A 21,006-nucleotide genomic window follows, 5' to 3' on the forward strand; every position below is an offset into this window, starting at 1 on the left:
TGCGGACGCATCAACACCACCCTTGCCCTCAACGACCGCGTCTGGACGTGCCCCGGCTGCCAAACCGGGCACGACCGGGACATCAACGCTGCCAGAAACATCCTCGCCGCCGGGCTGGCGGAGAGGTAAAACGCCTGCGGAGCTGGTGTGAGACCTCAAGGGAAGAAGTCCTCCCGGACGGGCAGTCGGCGATGAAACAGGAAACCTCACGGGCGACCGTGGGAATCCCGGTCCCTTCAGGGCCGGGAGGATGTCAATACCGCCAAGTTCCGGGTGCTGCCCGAGCACGCAGACCGGTGGCCGCAGATCGCCGCGGAGTTCACCGAGGCGACCCGCGCCGAGCCTGGCTGCCTGTGGTTCGACTGGTCCCGCGGCCTCGACGACCCGACAGAGTACGTGCTGGTCGAGGCCTTCCGGGACGACGAGGCCGGCGCGGCGCACGTGCAGTCCGCACACTTCCGCGAGGCGCAGCGGACCCTGCCGCCGTACCTGGCCGAGACGCCCCGGATCGTGAACGTGACGGTGCCGCAGCAGGACTGGTCGCTGCTCGGCGAGATGGCCGTCCCCGAGGGCCGTTAGCGCCGATCACTCCTCGCTCTCCGGGCCGAGCAACCGGATCTCCTCGATGTCGAGAGACGCCTGCACCTGCCGCAGCACCGCGTCATCGATCTGCCGGCTGTCCCGCAGCCGGGTGATCTCGCGCCGCTTGTGGTCGAGCAGTTCGAGGCGCAACCGCCGGGCGGTCTCGCGCTCCCGCGCGGTCTCCTCGTCACCCGGCGAGCGGATGTCCTCCAGGTGATCCTCGTAGTCGGCACGGAGCCGGTCGACAGCGTCCGGCGACGCGCCGACCTCGGCGGCGACCTGCGGCAGGGCGGCCAGTCCGGCCTCGGTTGCCCGGATCCGGGCCCAGCGCTCCTCGTGCTCCCGCTCCTGGTCGCCCATCAGACGGGCCCAGCCGACCACGGCCGGCAGGGTGGTGCCCTGCCCGAGCATGGTCAGCACGATGACCGTGACGGTGACGAAAATGATCAGGTCGCGGTCCTGTACCGGGGCGCCGGTCCGGGTGGTGACCGGGACGGCGAGCGCGGCGGCGAGCGAGACCGCGCCCCGGAAGCCCGCCCAGCCGGCGGCGGCGCGCACCCGGAAGTCGAAGCGGCGGGCCTGCTGGGACTCGCGCCGGTCGACGGCCTGCAGGGCGGGCAGGGCCGACTGCATCCACACCATCCGGGTGACCACCACGACCAGGGTGACCAGCGCCGCGATGCCGAGCGCCTGCCCCGGCGTGTGGCTGGTGATGCCGCGCAGCGCCCCCGGGACCTGCATGCCGAGCAGCACGAAGAGACTTCCGTTGATCATGAAAGTGGCGAGGTCCCAGAACGCGAACGCGGTCACCCGGGAGCGGGCCCGGATCACCCGGGGCCCCGCGTACGACAGCAGCAGGCCGACGACCACGACGGCGAGGACGCCGCTGGCGTGCACCGCTTCGGCCAGCAGGAACGCGACGAACGGGGTGAGGATGCTCAGCCCGCCCTCGCGCATCGGATCGTCGATGTGCTTCCGGATCAGGATGACCGCACCGCCGACGAGCAGTCCCGCCACGACCCCGGCGGCGGCCGAGCCGACGAAACGGCCGGTCAGGCCGAGCGGACCGGGTACCGCCCCGCCGACGATCACCCCGACGGTGACGGAGAAGAGCACCAGGGCCGTGCCGTCGTTGATCAGGCTTTCCGCCCGCAGGGTGGTGAGGATGCCGCGCGGCATCCGCTTGGCCAGGCCGGCGACGGCGGCGGCGTCGGTGGGCGCGAGGACCGCGCCGAGCACCCAGGCCGCCGCCGGTGCGACCCCGAGCGCCTGCGCGGAGTACGCGACGGCGACCGCCGTGATGATCACCAGCCCGACGGCGAGCAGGGCGATGACGAGGAAGTTCGCCCGCATCTCACGGATGCTGATGACGAGGCTTTCCCGGTAGAGGATCGCGGGCAGGAAGAGCAGCAGCACGACGTTCGGTTCGAGGTGCACGTGGGAGAACGCGGGCAGCAGGCCGAGCGCCGCCCCCATGGCGATGAGCAGCACGGGCGGCGCGACGCTGTAGCGTCCGCCGATGGTGGTGCCGATGAGGACGGTGGCGCCCAGCACCGCGATCAGCACGAGACCGCTCATGCCGTACTCCCGTCACCCGCTCGCCGCCCCAACATGGTGGTACGGCGGGCGGTGCCGGCGGGGTGGAACGGGGTAATCACTACTGTTCGAAGCGGGCGGGGTCGCCGGCACCGTGGCGCAGGATCTCCGGTTCCGGGCCGGACAGGTCGACCACGGTGGTCGGTTCCAGACCGCAGTCGCCGGCGTCGATCACGGCGTCGACGAGATGGTCGAGCCGTTCCTTGATCTCCCAGCCCTGCGTCAGGGGCTCCTCCTCGCCGGGCAGCAGCAGGGTGCTGGAGAGCAGCGGCTCGCCGAGTTCGGCGAGCAGCGCCTGGGTCACGGTGTGCCGGGGTACGCGCACTCCGACCGTCCGCTTGCGGGGCTCCTGCAGCCGGCGCGGCACCTCGTGCGTGGCCGGCAGGATGAAGGTGTAGCTGCCCGGGATGGCGGCCTTGACCAGGCGGAAGACCGAGTTGCTGACCTTGACGAACTGGCCGAGCTGGGCGAAGTCGCGGCAGACCAGGGTGAAGTGATGCCGGTCGTCGAGCCGACGGATCTCCCGGATCCGGTCCAGACCCTCCCGGTTGCCGACCCGGCAGCCGAAGGCGTAGCAGGAGTCCGTCGGGTAGGCGATCAACCCGTCGTCCCGGATCAGGTCGACCACCTGTCGCAAGGTGCGCGGCTGCGGATTGTCCGGGTGCAGATCGTAGTACCTCGCCACGGCGCCCAGCCTATGCCTTCGCCCGCGCGGCCCCGTACGCCCGGGCCCGGCAGATATTAGCGGCGCCTGCGACAACGGGAGCTGCTTCGGCGCGGCGTGGCCGCGCGCCGCCTGGAACGGCGCGCAGGAGGGCTGCGGACGGCGCAGGGCGACCCACGTACGACCGGGGCCGAACCCGCCGTCAACCAGGGCTCGCCGGCTGGGCGGCCCACCGCATCACCGGTGACTGTGGGTAATACTCACCATCGAAGGCCTGCCGTCACGCGGCGTGACGGGCGTTGGGGACGCCTTCGTGCGGCGCAGCCGCCACCTCAGCCGCGTGACCAGCAGAAAGCCGCGAAGCAGGATCCACGGGGAACCTTCGTCCGCCCGCCTTTGCTTTGCCGCCATATCCGCAACACCTAACCGTTTGTGACCGTTGCGTCCACGGCTGCAAAGCAAAGGCGTGGTGGGTGAAGGGGGCGAGGTCCGCCGGCTATCACTCGCCGTCACCGTGGCCGGAGCGTTACCGGCACCTGCTGGTGTGACCCAACGCTGTCAGCCCGACGTGGAGCCCGCCGGCTGGCGCTCACGCGTGTTCCCCGAAACCGCGCCCCAGAGCGTGAGACGAGCATGCAGGCGGCTCACGCGGTCGGGGTGACCGCCCGCAGCCACTGCTGGGCGAGCAGCGCGTGGCCGAACGGTGTCAGGTGCACCCCGTCGTTCGTCCACACCCGGCCGTCGACGTCGGCAGCCTGGAACAACTCGTCCACCGCGACCAATGTCGCGTCGAATTCGGCGGCGAGCCTGCGCACCGCGTCGACCTTCGGACCGAGGTCCTTCCGCCAGGCGCGCTTGGCGTCGTCGAGCGGGATCAGGAAGGGTTCGATCAGGATGAGCCGCGCGCCGAGCCGCCGGGTCGCCTCCAGGATGTGCCGGTAGTCGCGGGCGAAGCCATCGACGCTGGTCGGATCACCCTGGTCGTACCGCCGCCAGGTGTCGTTGACGCCGATCAGCACCGACACCACCTGCGGGGCGTGGGCCAGGCAGTCGGTCTCCCAGCGGGCGCGCAGGTCGCGTACCCGATCGCCGCTGATGCCGCGGTTGACGAACGTGGCCCGATGGCCGGGATGGCGGGCGGTGAACCAGGCACCAGCCATCATGGCGTACCCGGAGCCGAGATCGTCGTCGCAGGATCGGTCCCTTCCCGCGTCGGTGATGCTGTCGCCGATGAAAAGCACCCGGCCGCCGTGCGGCACCTGCACCGTCATCTGCCCGTCCCCTCCCCCACCACGCCCCGACCATGCCGCTGCGTCCGGATCACAAGTCGATGAGTTTGGTCCGTCACGGCGTCAGGCGCTGCAGCAGCCAGTCGGGCTTCGGGTTGACCACGGCCTCGCCGCCCGCCACCACTGTCGGGACCGTCTCGTCGCCCCCGGTGATGGCCCTGACCGCGGCCGCTCCGGCCGGGTCACGCCAGATGTCGACCCAGTGGACCTGGCCGGCCCGGCCGCCGAGCCGACGCCGGAGCCGCAGGCAGTACTGACAGCCGGGCCGCCAGTAGACGATCGGCCGGCCGTCCCGGGCGCTGCGCTCTTGTGCCTGCTCGGCGGTCACCGACCTCGGGAACACCATCGGCGAGAGCAGGACGGCCAGCGCCGCGAAGATGAGGACCTCGACGACGGCGACCCACGGGGAACGCTGGGTGGCCGCCACGAACACCCCACAGGCCGCCGCGACGCCCGCCAACCACCAACTCCTCAGCACGCCGACGAATATTACGCTGCCCTCGCCGTGCCGATCTGATCAGTCAGTCAGTCCCACCAGAAGGACCAGGAGTTCATGCCGAGGATCTGCTCGGCGTAGGCGGTGAGCGTGTTGGCGCCCTGCCAGACGTTGTCGGGGCAGAGCGCGAAATGCTCGGCGGCGACCCGAAGGGCATCGCGGGGCGTGGTGGGTGGCGCGGCGACGCTGAGGTAAAGGGTGCTGAACCCGACACCGACCACTCGGGCGCCGAACCGTTCCTCCCAGCTCCGTACGACGGCGGCGACCTCGCCGGTGTCGTGGTAGTTGGCCGGGCCGGACCAGCCGGTCACGGCCAGGGCGTCCGCACCACGGGTCGCCGCCACCAGGCCGAGTCGCGCGGGCTCCGACCCTAGGAACTCCGCGTACTGGTCGCCGAAGTGGGCGGCGGGCCCTGCGGAGTCGCCGGGCTCGGCCAGCCCGGGCCAGGTCTGCCGGAACGGGGCCGTGACCGCCGCGCGGTCGGCCGACGACAGCGTGTCGTCATCGTCGTCGGTGCCGGTGCTGGCGTCCCACCACCGGGCCAGCAACTCCGCCGGGTCATGCTGATCCGGCGACGACGTGCCGGCCGGATACACCTCGCCGTCGGCCCAGGGTCGGCCCTCCTCGCGGGGCAACCCGCTCAGCAGCAGCGGCCACAGCCCGGTCTGCCGGTGCCGGGACCGCATCCGCACCCACACCTCGGGGTCGACCGGGGCGTCGCTGAGCCAGTACGGCGGCGGCCCGCCGTCCTCCGGCTCCACCGTGCGGCCGGGCGGCAGGGTCCCCGGTGCAAGGGAGTCGAGCAGCCGGATCAGCTTCGCGGTCATGGCGGGGAGAGTAGGTGGCCCGTACGACAGAGCCGGCGCGTCATCGCGGGCCCGTGGGAGTCGACATCGGACCCGTCGTTCCTGCCTGCTCCGACATCGCGTCAGCAACAGGCGAAGCCGCGGGCGTCGGGGCTTGCCGGCGGTACGCGACGGTGGCGGCCGCGAGGCAGAGCGTGGCCGCGATGACGAAGGTCGCCCGTCCGCCGAGGTGCACGGCGGCCGATCCGAGCGGGATGGCCAGCGCGAGGGGGGCGAACATCGCGGTGTTCGCGGTGGCGGACACCCGCCCGAGCAGATGCTGCGGGGTGTGTGTTTGGACGGCGGTGACGGCCGCGACCAGGGCGAGCATCAACCCGATGCCGGCCAGCACGGAAGCCGCGACGTTCGCCGGCCACCACGGCGGGCAGCGCAGCAGGCAGGCGGTGGCGTAGCCGACGGCCCCGACCACCGCCACCGCGGTCGGCCCGCGCCGGGCGATGATTCGGCCGGCGACCAGGCCGGCGGCCAGCGAACCCGCTCCCTGGGCGCTGACCAGCACCCCGAGGAACGTCGTGGGCAGGCGCAGGTCGACGGTGACGACCTGGTAGAGCGCGGCGGTGGTGAAGCCGGTCATGGCGATCGCCACGGCCGCCAGCGCGACGCTGACGTGGATCGCCGGCTCGCGCCGGAGCACGGCGAGGCCGGCGCGCAGCCCTCGCTCCCGATCAGGCGGCGGCGTGCTCGGCGCGTCGGTGAAGCGGACCGCGAGGTAGAGGATCGCGACCAGGACGGGCATGGCGGCGCTGACCACGGCGACGAGGTGCCCGCCCTGCCAGGCGTACAGGCCCGCGCCGGCCAGCGGGGCGACGAGTTTGGTCCCCTCCTGGGCGCTGCCCCGCCAGCCGTTGACATCGGCGAGGCGGTCCGGGTCCAGCGCGCGGGGCAGCAACGCCGACTCGCCGGCCTCGATGATGACGTAGCTGGTGCCGTAGGCGAGGGAGACCGCGAAGAGGATCCATGCGTCGTCGGCCGCCCGTACGGCGAGGAGGCTGAGCAGGGTGGCGGCGAGGAGCAGGTTCGCCGTGACGACGACGGCCAGCCGAGGTAGCCGGTCGAGGACGCCGCCCAGCCAGGGGCCGGCCAGTTGCGGCGCGAAGACGCAGAGGCCGGCCAGGGCCGCGAGGCTGGCGGATCCGGTCAGGTCCAGCAGCCAGATGCCGGTGACCAGGGACATCGTCGTGCTGCCGAAGCCGGACAGCAGAGAGATGGCCACGAACAGGGCCGCGTTTCGTCGCATGGGCTCCCCCGGCGAGTGGTGAACACCCATGCTCAAACTTGAGCCGACCCACTTCAAGATGCATTGAAGATGTCAACGAGTCGTTGACAGAGCGAGCTGGAGGGCGACGGCGGCAGCCCGCACGGCCGGGGGCAGTCGGGCCGGCTCGACGTCTGCCAGGTCGGCGGCAGCGTGGGTCGCGAGGTCGTGCAGCGAACCGGGCGGGGCCAGGAGCGCAGCGGCGAGAGTGCCACGGACCAGCGGGGCGCGCGGGAACCGGGACGCCCAGTTCCGGTCGTCGAGAATCCACCGGTGCAGCTCGGTCACGGCCAGCCGGAGGTTGGCCAGGGGCGGCGCACAGCCGCGGTCGGCGTCGAGGCGCCGGGTCCGGGCGGCAGCGACGAGGCGTTGCCGGCGCTGCTCCGCCGCCTGCCGGCTGGCCAGGCCGAGCGCGGTGGCGATCTCCGCCCAGGTGACGCCCTGCTGACGGGCCCGCTCGATGAGAGTGAGTTCCCGCTCGTCCAGCTGGGCTCGGGCCGGGGCCAGGTCCGCCAGCTCCCGCAGCTCACCCGTCACCGGTCACCCGCAGCCCGTTCAGGCGGTGGCATCGGCCAACAGTTCCAGCAGGTGGCGGTACGGCTGGCCGGTCGCCCGGGCCATCCCGATCTCGCAGGTGCGGTTCACCGAGGCGTACGCGTCGAAGGGCCGCCCGGCGACCGCGTCGGCCTCGGCCCGGGTGGCCGAGGCGGTCAGCTCGGGGTGCAGCAGCCCCCGGTCACCGGCGAAGCCGCAGCACTGCCACCCGTCGGGCACCACCACCTCGTCGGCGACCGCCCGCGCCACGGTCAGCAGCGCCTCGTCCAGCCCCAACCGGGTGGACGAGCAGGTCGGGTGCAGGGCGAGCGAACCCACCCGGCGGTGGACGGTGAGCCGGGGCAGCAGCTCGGTGGCGGTGTACGCGACGGCGTCGACCACCCGCAGCGCGCCGGCGTCGGCGACCAGCGTGGCGAAGCCCTCGGTGCAGGAGGCCGCGTCGCTGACCACGGGCAGCGCACCCTCCCGGCTGGCCGCCCACAGCGCCGCCGGCACCCGGTCGCGCACCCGCTGGTAGCCGGCGGTCAGGCCCTTCGACGACCAGGGCGTGCCGCAGCACATGCTCGCCACCCCGTCGGGCACGAGCAGGCGCACCCCGGCCCGCTCGGCGAGGGTGCGCAGCGCGGCGGCGACGCCCGACCCGCCCTCGGCCGGCGCGAACAGGGCGCCCAGACAGGACGGTACGAAGACCGCGTCCGGATCGTCCACCGGGCGGGGGCGACGCGCCTCGCCGCCGCGGGGCAGGTCCCGCCGCCACTGCGGCACCCGCTCCGCGCCCAGCACCGCCCGCGCCGCCCGGGTGGCCGCCTCGGGCAACGCGGGCGGCAGCGCCCCGGCCAGGTCCAGGCCGCGCGCCATGCCCCGGGTGGCCGCACCCCACCGGTTGGCCGCCGCCCGCCAGCCGGCCTGTGCGACTCCACCGTTCCGCTCGGTACGCAGCCGCTTCACCAGGTCACCGGTGTTGATCAGCACGGGGCAGGCGGTGGCGCACATGCCGTCCACCGCGCACGTGTCCACCGCGTCGTAGTCGTACGCGTCTGCCAGCTCGCGGGCCAGCGGCAGGTCCCCGGCGGCGCGGGCCGCGGCGATCTCCCGGCGCAGCACGATCCGCTGCCGGGGTGTGGTGGTCACGTCGCGGCTGGGGCAGACCGGCTCGCAGTAGCCACACTCGACACAGCGGTCCACCTCGGGCTCGACCGTGGGCACGGTCTTCAGGTTCCGCAGGTGCACTTCGGGGTCGTCGCTGAGCAGCACACCCGGGTTGAGCAGCCCGTCGGGGTCGCAGAGCGTCTTCAGCTCGCGCATCACCGCGTACAGCTCGTCGCCGAACTGGCGACGCACGTAGGGCGCCATCACCCGGCCGGTGCCGTGCTCGGCCTTGAGCGTGCCGCCGTGCCCGAGCACCAGGTCGACCAGTTCCTCAGTGAAGTCGGCGTACCGCGCCGGGGCCTCGCCGCCGGAGAACCGCTCGTTGAGCATGAAGTGCAGGTTGCCGTCCTTGGCGTGGCCGAAGATCACGCTCTGCTCGTACCGGTGCCGGTCGAACAGGTCGGCGAGCGTGGCGCAGGTGTCGGCGAGCGCGCCCACCGGGACGGCGACGTCCTCCAGCAGGGCGGTGGTGCCCGACGGACGGGCGCCGGCGACGGCCGCGTACAGGCCCTTGCGGATGTGCCAGAGGGCGGCGCGGGCCGCCGCCTCGCCGCTGAGCCGCGCGGGGGCGGTCAGCGGCAGCTCGGCCAGGACGGGCCGGGCCGCGGCCACCCGTGCGGCGAGCGCGTCCGGGTCGGACTCCTGCCACTCGACCAGCAGCGCCGCGTGCTCGCGCACCGCGAGGCCGCGCAGCGCGGCGTCCGCCTTCGGGTCGGACTGGGCGACCCGCAGCGCGGCGGCGTCGAGCAGCTCGATCGCCGCCGGCCCGGCGGCGACGAGGGCCGGCATGGCCGACATCGCCGCGGCCAGGGTGTCGAAGACCAACAGGCCGGTCGCGGCGTGCCGGTGCACGGGTACGGTGCGGAAGGTCGCCGCCGCCACGAAGGCGAGGGTGCCCTCGCTGCCCACCACGAGGCGGGTCAGCAGATCGGCGGGGGTGTCGTGGTCGAGGAACGCGTTCACCCCGTAGCCCATGGTGTTCTTCATGGCGTACTGGGCGCGGATCCGGCGCACCGAGTCGGGGTTGCCGCGCACCCGGTCGCGCAGCCGCAGCAGGCCGGCGTGCAGCTGCGGCTCGGCGGCCCGCAGCCGGTCGTCGGCGTCCGGGGCACCGGTGTCCAGCACCGTGCCGCTGGGCAGCACCAGCAGCAGCGACTCCAGGGTGCGGTAGGTGTTGAACTCGGTGCCGCAGGTCATCCCGCTGGAGTTGTTGGCCACCACGCCGCCGACGGTGCAGGCGGACTCGCTGGCCGGGTCCGGGCCGAGCCGCCGGGCGTACGGGGCGAGCCGGTTGTTCACCTGCCGCAGCACCACCCCGGGCTGCACCCGCACCCGGCGGCCCTCGTCGAGAACCGTCAGCTCGCGGAAGTGCCGGCGGGTGTCGACCAGCAGTTGGTCGGTGACCGCCTGCCCGCTGAGGCTGGTGCCGCCGGAGCGGAAGGTCAGCGGGGTGCCGGTGCGGCGGCTGTGCCGCAGCAGCGCGGCGACCTGCTCCGCGTCGGCCGGGGTGATCACCGCGGCGGGGTGCAGCAGGTAGTGGGAGGCGTCGTGGGCCAGCCGCAGCCGGTCACCGGCCCGGATCGACACGCCACCCGGGACCGCCGCCTCCAGCCCGAACCCGTCCCGCTGCGATCCCATCGAGTCGCACCTCCCCCGCTCACACCATAGCCATGGACGGTCGCTGTCAGGCGCTCGCGCCGGAGTAGGCGCGCAGCGAACGCCGCCAGGCCAGCGTGGCCACGACCACGGCGCCGACCGCCACCGCCGGGGCGATCAGCAGCAGGTACGGGTCGAGCCGGCCGAGCAGCGCGGCGGCGGGGTAGGTGGTGAGGAACGCCACCGGCACCACGGTCAGCACGGCCTGCGCCGGGTTGCGGTACAGGTCCACCGGGAAGCGGGACAGCTCGACGAAGGCGAACGAGACCCGGCCGAGGTCCTCGGCGGCCACCAGCACCACCGCCACCGCCATGAGCACCACGGTCAGGGCGTACATCAGCAGCATCGCGCAGGCCAGCAGCAGCAGGAACGAGGCCAGTGCGGCCAGCGACACGCCCCGGCCGGAGCGGACCACGCCGACGGTGGTCAGGGCCAGGCCGAGCACCGGGTCGAGCAGGTTGTTGACCCGTATCTGGCGCAGGCTCACCAGCAATTGGGCGTCGAACGGCTTGGTGAGCAGGAAGTCGAGGGTGCCCCGGCGCACGTAGTCGGTCATCCGCTCCAGGTTGGGTTGCAGCAGCGCCTGGCGTAGCCCGTTGAGGGTGAAGAACAGTCCGATGACGACGAGCACCTCGGCGTGCGTCCAACCCGCCACGGTCCCGGTGAACCGGAAGTAGACCGAGGCACCGGCCGCCGCCCACACCATCCAGAACGTGCTGAGCAGCATGTTGGAGGCGAAGTTGAGCCGGTACTCCACCTCGCCGGCCACCGCCGCCCGCCAGCAGATCCCGAGGATGCGGGCGTGCCGCGTCCACCGGCTCATCCGGCCACCGCCTGGTAGCGGCGCACGCCGCGCCGCCAGCCGACCCGGTAGAGCAGGCCGAACACGGCGAGCCAGCCGAGCCCGACGGCGAATCCGTACGCCGCCTCGCGGCCGTCGAGGCGGCCCATCAGCAGCTCGATCGGGAAGCCCATCGCGGTACGGAACGGCAGCACCAGTCCCGCCGTGCGCAACCAGTCCGGCATCAGCGCCAGGGGCGCGACCCATCCCGAGGCGAACGAGCCCAGGCCCCACCACAGCAACCACACGTTGGACGCCTGGGTGCTCCAGAACCCGATGAGGGCGAACGTCGAGGCCATCAGCAGGCTGAGCGCGTACGCCAACACCAGCGCGGCGGCGACGGCGACCAGCCGGCCGGGGGTGACCGGGTAGTCCAGGCCCGGCACGAGCAGCGCGGCGAGCACCAGGGCCGGTGCCAGCACCGTCAGGAACAGCAGGCGGTGCCCGAGATCGTCGCTGGCGTACTGGTGGAAGGGGTGCACCGGGCGCAGCAGCCGCACCGACAGGTCGCCGCTGCGCAGGTCGGCGTCCCACTGCCACACCACCCGGTCGCCGGCGAGGTTCCACAGCAGGGTCGCCGCCGCGTAGTAGGACAGGAAGTCACCGGTGGTCCACCCCGCGGGCGGGCCGCCCTCGGCGACGACGGTGAGCCACACCGCCATCGTCAGCAGCGGGAAGAAGGCGGTGAGCACCGACAGCACGATCCGGCCGCGATAGGTCACCGCCACCAGCGTCGCGCTGCGCACCAGCGCGGGGTACACGGTGAGGATGTCACGCATGGGCGAAGACCGCCCGGATGATGTCCTCCACCGGCGGGTCCTCGATCGCCACATCCTCAACGGGCAGGGTGGTCAGCAACCGGGCGGCGATCGCCGCGGTCTCGGCCCGGGGCACGGCGAGGGTGACCACGGCCCCGTCGACCGACGACAGTTCACCGAGACCGGCCCAGGTTTCCACCGGTACTGCCGCCCGCAGGGTGACGCGGACCAGCCGGTGCGGCGAGTGGGCCTCGACCAGTGCGGCGAGGTCGCCGTCGAAACGCAGGGCGCCCCCGTCGATGACCAGCACCCGGCGGGCCAACGCCGTCACGTCACCCATGTAATGGCTGGTGAGCAGGACGGTCGCGCCGTGCCGGGCGTTGTAGTCGCGCAGGAACGTGCGGACCGCCGCCTGGCCGTTGACGTCCAGGCCGAGCGTCGGCTCATCGAGGAAGAGCACATCCGGCCGGTGCAGCAGCGAGGCTGCCAGTTCGCAGCGCATCCGCTCGCCCAGACTGAGCACCCGGACCTGCTTGTCCAGCAGCGGCTCGATGTCGAGCAGGGTGGCCAGCTCGGCGAGCGCCGACCGGTACGGGGCCTCGGCGAGCCCGTAGATCGCCCGGTTGACCTCGAAGGCATCCGCGGCGGGAAGATCCCAGAACAGCGAGTTGCGCTGCCCCATCACCAGGGAGATCCGGCGCAGGAACGCGGCTTCCCGACGATGCGGGGTGTGCCCGAGCACCCGGACGGCCCCGGCGGTCGGATGCAGCAGCCCGGTCAGGCATTTCAGGGTGGTCGTCTTGCCGGCGCCGTTCGGGCCGAGGAAGCCGACGACCTCGCCGGTGGGAATCGTGAAGCTGACCCGCTCGACCGCGCGGACGGTGACGTGCTCGCGGCGGAACAGGGAGCGCAGTGACGCGCCCAGCCCGGGTGGTCGCCGGTGCACCCGGAAATGCTTCGCCAGGTCGTGCACCTCGATCATCGCCCGACCCTATGGGCCGGCGCCCGAGATCGGCACTCAATTTCCGACGGGAGCGTCATAGCGCGCGGGTGGCGCCGCCGGCAACCGACGGTCGGGTCTCCGTCAGTGAAACGACCTGAGTGGACGTTCAGCCCGTACGGTCGGACGGAGCCGAGGCGTCGTCGGCCGATGGTTGTCATCCGGCACGGCGGAACGTTCGCGCTGTTGCGCCGTAGGCGCGGCCGGGACACAGCGATTTCAATCGAAGTCCGAACCGCCATGGCCGAGCGCGAAAGGGACCCCCTCATGACCGCTCCGACCGGCCTGCCCATCGTGCTCTGCGGCCCGATCGTGCGCCGGGTCGACCCGACGAGCGTCAGCGTCTTCGTCGCCCTGCGCGCCGGGTGCACGGTGACGCTGACCGTCTTCGCGCTCGGACCCGCGCCCGGCTACCCGCGGGGCGCCACCGTCGGCACCGGGAGCCGGGCCACCGTACGGCTCGCCGACCGGCTGCACGTCGTCGCGGTGACCGCCGCCGGGGTGGCCCTCCAACCGGGCACCCTGTACGGCTACGACCTGTCGTTCTCCGGCGGGGTCAGCGCGGGCAGCCTGTTCGACCCCGACGTGGTGGCCGCCGACCCGGTCACCGCCCGCGCCGCGTTGACCTACCAGGGCCACCCGCAGGCACCGGCCGCGGCACCCGCCGTGCCCACCTTCGTCACCCCGCCGGCCGACCCGAACCAGCTGCGCGTCTTCCACGGCTCGTGCCGCAAACCGCACGGCGAGGGCCAGGACGCCTTTCCCGTCCTCGACCCGATCATCGCGGCCGCCGGCGGCGACCCGGCGCTGCGCCCGCACCAGCTCGTCCTCGGCGGCGACCAGATCTACGCCGACGACGTGGCGGACCCGCTGCTGGCGATCATCCACGGCCACGACGCGCTGCCGGCCGGCGGCAGCGACCCGGCGGTGCCCGCACACCAGGGGGTGGCGGCGCGGCTCGGGCTGGGCCCGGAGACGATGCCGGTGGGCACCAGTTCGCCGCCGGCCGACGTGACGTACCTGCCGGGCAAGCGGGCCACCACGATGGAGCGGGACGCGAAGTTCACCTCCGGCGCCGCCGACAGCCATCTGATGTCGCTGCGCGAGTACCTGTGCATGTACCTGCTGGCCTGGTCGGACGTGCTGTGGCCGGCGACCTGGCCGAGGTTCGAGCACGTGCTGGCCGCCGACACCCGGATCCTCAAGGACCCGCAGGGCCGCCGGCCCGGCGAGACGGTGTACGACCTGATGCGCGCCGGCCGGGCGTACTCGCCCAGCGCCCAGCAGAAGGAGATCATCGAGCGCTGGGAACGCTGGCAGCGGCAGGCGCTGGCCCTGGAAACGTTCCGCACCGGCCTGGCCGCGGTACGCCGGCAGCTCGCCAACGTGGCCACGTACATGGTCGCCGACGACCACGAGGTCACCGACGACTGGAACATGACCCGCTCCTGGGTAACCGACGCCGTGGTCAACTCGGCGCTGGGCCGGCGCGTCGTGCGCAACGCGATGGCCGCGTTCGTGGCCTTCCAGGCGTGGGGCAACACCCCGGACCGGTTCGCCGCGACCGGCGACGCCGGCGAGCCGGGACGGACGGCGTTGACCGCGCTGGCCGGCTGGTCGAGCGCGCCGAACGACGCCGACGACCTCACTCTGCGTACCCGGCTCGGGCTGCCCACCGGGGTCACCAAGGAGGGCCGCCTGGTCCGGCCGGCCGGCGCGTTGACCTACCACTACACGGTCACCTGGCCCCGCTACCAGCTCATCGCACTGGACACCCGCACCTGGCGGCAGTATCCGGGCGGCACCGGCAACCCGGGCGGCCTGCTGCTGGACGACCACCCGCTCGACGACATGCTCACCGGCGGCGGAGTGCTCGGCGATGACGCGGTGACCGTGGTCGCCCAGCCGGTCGCGCTGTTCGGCGTACCCATCCTGGAGCAGCTCGCCCAGCCGCTGGCCAAGGCGACCGCCGGCCGGTGGACCGCCGACGCGGAGGACGCCTGGGTGGCCAGCGACGCGGCCGTACACAAGATCCTGGCCCGGCTCTTCGCCGCCGCGCCCCCGGATGAGAAGGGGGTGCGCCGGCGGCGGCTGGTACTGCTCGGCGGGGACATCCACTTCGGCTCCGCCGAGCGGATCCGCTACTCGGCGACCCTCCCCTACGCCTGCGGACCCGACCCGGCCAAACCGTACGAGGGGGTCAACCGCACCGAGGGGGTGCTCGCCGGGTTCGTGTCCAGCGCGTTCCGCAACGAGGACATGAAGACCCGGCTCCTGCACGACGTCGGGTACGTGCCGCTGCTCGACGTGACCGGCCGGATCGACCTGGTCGGCTGGGCCAACGAGCTGGCCGGCAAGGAAGGGCAGCGGATGCAGGCCGGTGTCCAGGTGACCGTCGGCGCCGACGACACCACCGGCTGGTGGGTGTCGGGCCGGCCCGCGGTCAGCGACATCGACGCGCTGAAGGTGCTCGGCCGGCAACCCGACTGGAACGTGTACGTCCAGTTCCTCCGGCACGACGAGGCCGACCCGACGGCACCACGCGACGGCACCCCGGAGGCGGTGGTGGACCCGGCCGGGCTGCCCCGCGACCGGGCCCTCGCCCAGTATCTGGCCGCCGCCCGCAACCTCGACCACTACAAGGGGTCCTGGGGCAACGGCAAGGAGATCGTCGGGCGCAACAACCTGGGCGAGATCACTTTCAACTGGCCGGCCGGGGAGTGCAAGTCCGCCACCCAGCGGCTCTGGTGGCACCTGCCCGGGGAGAAGCGGGCCGCCGCGCTGACCAGCTACACGGTCGACCTCTCGTTCGGCTGCTCGCTGACGAAGCCGCCGCCCTACGGCGGGTTCCTGCTGCGCTCCGGCGACCACGACGCCACCGGCAACGCGAAGGCCCGCTACGACGGGGTGGAGCGGCCGGCGAACCTGGTCACCGAACGCTGGGTGAGCCGCCTCCAGCACGACCTGGCCACCCTGGGCTTCCTCACCGCCGAGCACACCGACGGCGAGTACGGCATCGTCACCTACTGGGCGGTGCGGGAGTTCCAGGCGTACGCCCGGCGGGAGCGGACCGCGGTCGAGCCGGCCGGCGCCACCGCGTCCCGCTGGTCCGACCGGCTGCAACCGGTCGACGTGCCGGAGGCGGACCGCTACCTCGGGCCGATCAGCGGGGTCGCGGACCTGGCCACCCAGGTGGCGATCCAGCACTGGCTGGACAGGCGGTGGCGCTGCCCGGTCGTCGTCGAGTCGTGGCAGGTCGACGGGGACACCCCGCAGCGCCTGGAGAAGCCGAACGTCTGGCTCTTCGACCAGGTGCAGGCCGCCGACCAGCGGCTCTACTCCCGGGTGGTCACCGGTCGGCCGGCCGGCGCGGGCAGCGCACCACCGGGGCACCCCGAGCTGATCCGGCTCGGCGCGTACCGCGCGCACGTCACCGACGCGCAGTGGAGCGGGCCGGTGCTCGACGCCGAGTCGGAACTGCTGCCGCAAGCCGTCCTACCCCGGCCGCAGAACCACGACACCGGCCCGTCGCTGACCGAGCTGATCAACACGATCGCCGGCGGCGGCGACGCGGGCGCCCGGGCGGCCCGCCAGTTGTCCACCTTCAAGGTGCTGCGGGCGGTCGCCGAGAACCAGGTGCCCGACGCGGCCGGCGGCTGGCTGGACCGGGTCGCCGCGGACGACCCGGCGGTGCTCCGGTTCGGACCGTTCGGCTGGCGGGCGCACGGACCGCAGAGCGCGCCCACCACGCTGCCGCCGGCGCTGGACATCAACGCCGAGCCGGGCGAGATGTGGGCGTACCTGGCGTTCCTGCGGGCCACCGACCGCGACGCGTACGACGCCCTCGGCGGGCAGGGCGGCATCAACGCCGTACCGGGCTGGGGCAAGGACGGTGGTGGGCTGCTTCACCCCGAGCTGCGGGTGCTGCGGGCCCGGCCCGCCGAGACCGACTCGACCGGCGCGGCCCGCGCGGCCGTGGGCACCACGCTGGAACTGCTCGGCCTGCGCTCCTGGCACTGGCTGCACCGGTACGCGCTGGCCCTGCGCACCCACGACGGGGTGCGCCGCGGCCTGTGGACCGTCGCCCGGCAGCGGCTGCACGATCTGCTCGCCACCGACTGGGACACGCCGGACCCGGCGGTGACCCCGACCGTGCCGGACGTGCCCGGGGCCGACGGCAAGCCCCGCCGGGCCCGCATCGGCGACCTGTTCACCTCCGAGCGGTCGGTGGCGGCACTGGCCTGCTGGCAGCAGTACCGGGCGCACCAGCTGGTCGCGGTGGGGCCGCCGGCCAGCGGCGCGGAGAAGCCCGAGTTCCGGACCCGGCCCCGGGCCGCCAGCGAGCTGCACACGGTGCTGACCCGGGCGAAGGCGCTCGGCCAGAACTTCAGCGGCCCACCCACCGGCTGGACCGACGCGCACGAACTCGCGCTGATCACCGCCATTGGCCAGGTCGTCGCCACCGACGCGCCGGTGGCCGCCGCGCTGGCCACGCTCGTCGGGTGGCCGACCTGGCCGACCGGGCACCGCTACACACTGCCCGTCGCGGCGCTGCCCGCGGCCGAACGGACCCTCTCGGCCGCCCGCAACTCGCTGCGGCTGGACCTGAGCGACCTGCCGAGGGTGACCGCATGACCGGCGGCACGAAAGGACCACAGCAGCGATGACCGAGCCGAAGAACGCCCTCGCCCTGCTCTGGGACGAGGTCCGGCTGCTCGCCGAGCCGGTGCTGTCCGCGTACGACCCGTGGCGGCGGGCCCGGCTGATGCGCGCGCTCGGCTGGGACCTGGAGGCGGTCAGCGGCTTCGACGCTGCCCGCTTCGAGGAGTGGGCCGGCACGGTCGAGCAGGCCCTCGCCGCGGTGTCGGTGGTCCGCAACGACGCGAAGCTGGACACCCTCGACGGGCTCGGCAAGCTGGCCACGGCGGCCGGCGGGGTGTTCGGGAAGATCGGTGAGCTGCCGAGCGTGAAGAACGGGCTGCCCGACGTGCCCGGGCTGCCCGCCGAGCTCGCCGACGACCTGATCGACCTGCTGGTGCTGACCTACCTGACCCGCCGGGTGCCCTGGTCGCTGCCGGTGCTCGACCTGCTCGGCCTGGTCGACCCGGCTACCGCCAACCCGCCCAGCCTGCCGATGCCACCGGGCGACACGCCCATCCGGCTGCCCAAGCGCCGCGACGAGCTGCGCCTGGACCGGGTGGTCGACCTGGTCCGCGACCCCGGCGAATACTTCCGCGCGCTGTACGCCCCGCAGGGTTGGACCACCCCCGAGGGGGTGGCCGAACTGTCCGCCCGGCTGCTGCCCCGGCTGGCCCGGGCGTTACGGGCGTTGGGGCTCGACGCCGACCAGGGTGTGCGCCCCGACCTCGGGCCGGACCAGGGCGAGGTGGGCCGGCGGCTGGCCGACAGCCTGCTGCGGCTACGTTTCAGCGGCCTGCGTACGCCTGATGGCACGGCGCCGCCCGGTGCCGGGCTGGCGCCGTGGAGCCCCACCTTCGGCGTCGGGGTCACCCTCGGGTTGGCCAGTTGGGACGGCCGGTTCACGGTGATTCTCGCGCCGACCGGCGAGGCGCACCTGGAGGGCTCGATCGGGGCGTGGAACGTCGCCACCGACCTCTGCGGCGCCGGCCCGGCCCTGGCCGTCAACAGCGACGGGGTGACGTTCAGCGGTAGCAGCGCGGTGGTGAAGTGGGCCGCCGAGATCGCCCGAATCGCCCCGGCCGGGCAGCCGGGCTGGATCCTCGGCGCCCCCGGCGGCACCCACCTCGCCGTCGGGCAGCTCGTCCTCGGCGGGAAGGCCAGCCTCGGCGCCGGCCGCGACGACGTCGAGCTGAGCATCCGGGCCGGCCAGGCGGAGCTGGTGATCCGCCCCGGCGACGGCGACGGCCTGCTCGCCAAGCTGCTCCCCGCCGACGGGCTGCGGGTCGGTCTCGACCTCGGGCTGGCCTGGTCGTTGCGGGGCGGGCTGCACCTGTCCGGGGCGGCCGCGCTCGCCGCCGAGTACCCGGTGCACCTGTCCTGGCACGGAATCGGCATCGACGGACTCCGGATCGCGCTGGAGGCGTCCACCGCCACCCGGGCGGTGAGCCTGACCCTGACCACCACATTCCGGGCCGCCCTGGGCCCGCTGCACGTGGTGGTGGAGAACATCGGCGTCCGCGCCGACCTGACCTTCCCGCCGGCGCTGCCGGCCGGCGCGGGTGGCCAGGCCACCGCCGGCAACCTCGGCGCGGCCGACCTGCGCCCCCGCTTCAAGAGCCCCGACGGGGTCGGGCTGCGGATGGACAACGGGCTGGTCAGCGGCGGCGGCTACCTCTTCGTCGACGAGGCCCGCGGCATGTACGCCGGGGCGCTGCAACTCGGCATGACCTCCGCCCTGGCGCCGATGAAGGGGTTCCGGCTCCAGGCCACCGCCATCCTCAACACCCGCAACCCCGACGGCAGCCGACTCACCGAGGCCGACGGCCGGCACACCTTCTCGCTGCTGCTCGCCGGCACCTACGAGTGGTTCCCCGGGCTGATGCTGTTCTGGGGCATCTCCATCACCGGGCTCGGCCTCGTCGTCGGCTGGAACCGGCGGACCAACCCGGAGGAGGTGCGCAACGCCGCCCGCGCCGGCACCCTGGACGCGCTGCTGTTCCCCCAGGACCCGGTCGGCAACGCACCCGCCGTCATCGCCACCCTCAGCCGGATCTTCCCGGTGGACACCACCGGCACCGTGCTCGGCGCGATGGTACGGCTGAACTTCCTCGCCGGGCAGGTCGTCGCCGACCTCGCCGTGCTGGTGGAGTTCCCCGACCCGGTCCGGATCCTGCTGCTGGGCAAGCTGGTCATCGACTTCAAGGAGGCCGGCAAGTTCCGCCTCGACTCGGCGGGCATCGTCGACTTCGCCCGCCGGGAGATCAGCGTCGACGCCGCCCTGGTCGACTCCAAGCTGTTCGGCCGCCCGGTCTCCGGAGAGATGGCGCTGCGCGCCCGATGGGGCCAGGGCAGCACCTTCGCCGTCTCCATCGGCGGCTTCCACCCCCGCTTCACCGCCCCACCCGGCTTCCCCCCGGTCAAGCGGTTCAACATCGCCCTGCAGAAGTCCGGCAAGGGGGTGAACCTGTCCGCGTACCTCGCCGTCACCAGTAACACCGCGCAGTTCGGCGCCGAGCTGAAGCTGCACTTCGAGGGCGGCGGGTTCGTCATCGACGGCCGGGCCTGGCTGGACGTGATGTTCCAGTTCAAGCCGTTCTGGTTCACCGCCGAGATCGGCGCGACGGTGTCGCTGAAGTTCAAGGACAAGGAACTGCTGGCGGTCAACCTGCTGATCGGGATCAGCGGGCCCGGCCCGTGGCGGGCCTGGGGCGAGGCCCGGATCAAGTTCCTGCTGTGGGAGGTGTCGGCGAAGTTCTCCTGGACCGACGGGGACCTCGCCGCCGCCGACGAGCCCACGTACGTCGACGCGGGCGAGGCGCTGCACCGGGCGCTGTCCGCCCCGGACGCCTGGGAGGTCCGGCCCGCGCTCACCGCCGGGGAGCCGGTGACCCTACGCGACCTGGCCGGGTGGACCGGACCGATGCTGCTGCAACCGGGCGCCCTGCTGTCGGTACGGGAGAACGTGCTGCCACTGGACACCGACCTGTCCCGGATGGGCACCTCCAGGATCAAGGGACCGAACCGGTTCACCCTGACCGGGGTCAGCGTCGGCGCGGGCGACGACCGGATCACCGGTCGGCTCGGCGACGTGGTCGAGGACGACTTCGCCCCGGGCCAGTTCCGCGACCTGTCACCGGTGGAGCAGCTCACCATCCCCGGCTTCGTCCGCCTCGCGGCGGGCCGCACGGTGGCGCTGCCCGACGGCACGGCGCTGCCGGAGACCGCGCTGACCGCGTTCGCCGCGCTGAGCGACGACTCGGCGTACGACAGGATCATCATCGACGACCCGGACGGCGCCGGACGCCCGCTGTCGGCGGCGCGCGGCCTGGCCGCTGCCCGCGGCGGCGACCTGCTGGCCCGGTTCGCGGCCACCTCACCGGCCGCGTTCGCCGGCACCCGCCGCGCCGGCCCGGCCCGCTTCACCGGCCCGGCGCTCGCCGTGGCCGACGCCGGCCCGGGCGACGGCGGCCTGGCCGCCGACACCACGCCCGACCGCCCGACCGGCGGCGGCCTCGCCGCCGACAGCACGCCACGCCATCCGGCTGGTCCGACGCCGGCCGCCACCCACCCGGGGCCCCGGCCGGCCGGGCCCCCCGGCGCGCGCCGCCCCGCGGGTGGCCGGCGCCCCCCCCCGGGCCCGCCGCCGGGCCCGGGACCG

General features: G+C 73.5%; 14 protein-coding genes and 1 pseudogene. 4 read left to right on the top strand and 11 right to left on the bottom strand.

Features of this window, described 5'->3' with window-relative positions; translation table 11 throughout:
• The first annotated feature begins 9 nt into the window (after positions 1-9).
• Together AB0C02_RS31940 and AB0C02_RS31945 are read left to right on the top strand one after the other, a co-directional pair.
• Positions 10-129: a zinc ribbon domain-containing protein gene (locus AB0C02_RS31940; RefSeq protein ID WP_357552893.1), complete on the top strand. Its 120-nt coding sequence runs from the start codon at positions 10-12 to the stop codon at positions 127-129.
• Between the two features lie 141 nt (positions 130-270).
• Positions 271-579 (top strand): annotated as a pseudogene (locus AB0C02_RS31945) (putative quinol monooxygenase); the annotation flags it as partial.
• 6 nt (positions 580-585) lie between these two features.
• Here AB0C02_RS31945 and AB0C02_RS31950 read toward each other — a convergent pair.
• The 11 genes from AB0C02_RS31950 to AB0C02_RS32000 form a co-directional block, all read right to left on the bottom strand.
• Positions 586-2,160, bottom strand: a complete 1,575-nt coding sequence (locus tag AB0C02_RS31950) for a Na+/H+ antiporter (RefSeq protein WP_357552877.1) — start codon at positions 2,158-2,160, stop codon at positions 586-588.
• A gap of 79 nt (positions 2,161-2,239) precedes the next feature.
• Positions 2,240-2,863, bottom strand: coding sequence for an L-threonylcarbamoyladenylate synthase (locus AB0C02_RS31955; RefSeq protein ID WP_357552878.1), 624 nt, complete (start codon positions 2,861-2,863; stop codon positions 2,240-2,242).
• A 623-nt stretch (positions 2,864-3,486) separates the two neighbouring features.
• A complete protein-coding gene (locus tag AB0C02_RS31960) occupies positions 3,487-4,113 on the bottom strand; it encodes an SGNH/GDSL hydrolase family protein (RefSeq protein WP_357552879.1) in 627 nt (208 codons plus the stop codon).
• A gap of 73 nt (positions 4,114-4,186) precedes the next feature.
• Positions 4,187-4,609 (bottom strand): glutaredoxin domain-containing protein, encoded by a 423-nt coding sequence (locus AB0C02_RS31965; protein WP_357552880.1) that lies wholly within the window; start codon positions 4,607-4,609, stop codon positions 4,187-4,189.
• A 47-nt stretch (positions 4,610-4,656) separates the two neighbouring features.
• Positions 4,657-5,454, bottom strand: a complete 798-nt coding sequence (locus AB0C02_RS31970) for a DUF4253 domain-containing protein (protein ID WP_357552881.1) — start codon at positions 5,452-5,454, stop codon at positions 4,657-4,659.
• Between the two features lie 40 nt (positions 5,455-5,494).
• Entirely contained in the window at positions 5,495-6,730 is a 1,236-nt protein-coding gene (locus AB0C02_RS31975) for an MFS transporter (protein ID WP_357552882.1), read from the bottom strand.
• Positions 6,731-6,802: 72 nt separating this feature from the next.
• On the bottom strand, positions 6,803-7,285 hold the full coding sequence (locus AB0C02_RS31980) for a hypothetical protein (RefSeq protein ID WP_357552883.1): 483 nt from the start codon (positions 7,283-7,285) through the stop codon (positions 6,803-6,805).
• Between the two features lie 18 nt (positions 7,286-7,303).
• Positions 7,304-10,090 carry an FAD-binding and (Fe-S)-binding domain-containing protein gene (locus AB0C02_RS31985; RefSeq protein WP_357552885.1) on the bottom strand — a complete coding sequence of 929 codons (2,787 nt, stop codon included), beginning with the start codon at positions 10,088-10,090 and terminating at the stop codon, positions 7,304-7,306.
• 46 nt (positions 10,091-10,136) lie between these two features.
• A complete protein-coding gene (locus AB0C02_RS31990) occupies positions 10,137-10,931 on the bottom strand; it encodes an ABC-2 family transporter protein (protein ID WP_357552887.1) in 795 nt (264 codons plus the stop codon).
• Complete coding sequence (locus tag AB0C02_RS31995; protein WP_357552888.1) at positions 10,928-11,728, bottom strand: ABC-2 family transporter protein; 801 nt, start codon at positions 11,726-11,728, stop codon at positions 10,928-10,930. Before AB0C02_RS31995 ends, AB0C02_RS31990 begins: the two co-directional genes overlap by 4 nt.
• Positions 11,721-12,689, bottom strand: coding sequence for an ATP-binding cassette domain-containing protein (locus AB0C02_RS32000; RefSeq protein WP_357552890.1), 969 nt, complete (start codon positions 12,687-12,689; stop codon positions 11,721-11,723). The genes AB0C02_RS31995 and AB0C02_RS32000 overlap by 8 nt, the downstream gene beginning before the upstream one ends.
• Before the next feature lie 285 nt (positions 12,690-12,974).
• On the opposite strand from AB0C02_RS32000, the gene AB0C02_RS32005 reads away from it, so the two are divergent.
• Together AB0C02_RS32005 and AB0C02_RS32010 are read left to right on the top strand one after the other, a co-directional pair.
• Positions 12,975-17,342: a peptidoglycan-binding domain-containing protein gene (locus AB0C02_RS32005; RefSeq protein WP_357552891.1), complete on the top strand. Its 4,368-nt coding sequence runs from the start codon at positions 12,975-12,977 to the stop codon at positions 17,340-17,342.
• 28 nt (positions 17,343-17,370) lie between these two features.
• The coding region (locus AB0C02_RS32010; protein WP_357552892.1) for a DUF6603 domain-containing protein at positions 17,371-21,006 on the top strand (3,636 nt) is incomplete at its 3' end.

The organism is Micromonospora sp. NPDC048999, assembly GCF_040649295.1.
GTDB lineage: Bacteria > Actinomycetota > Actinomycetes > Mycobacteriales > Micromonosporaceae > Micromonospora.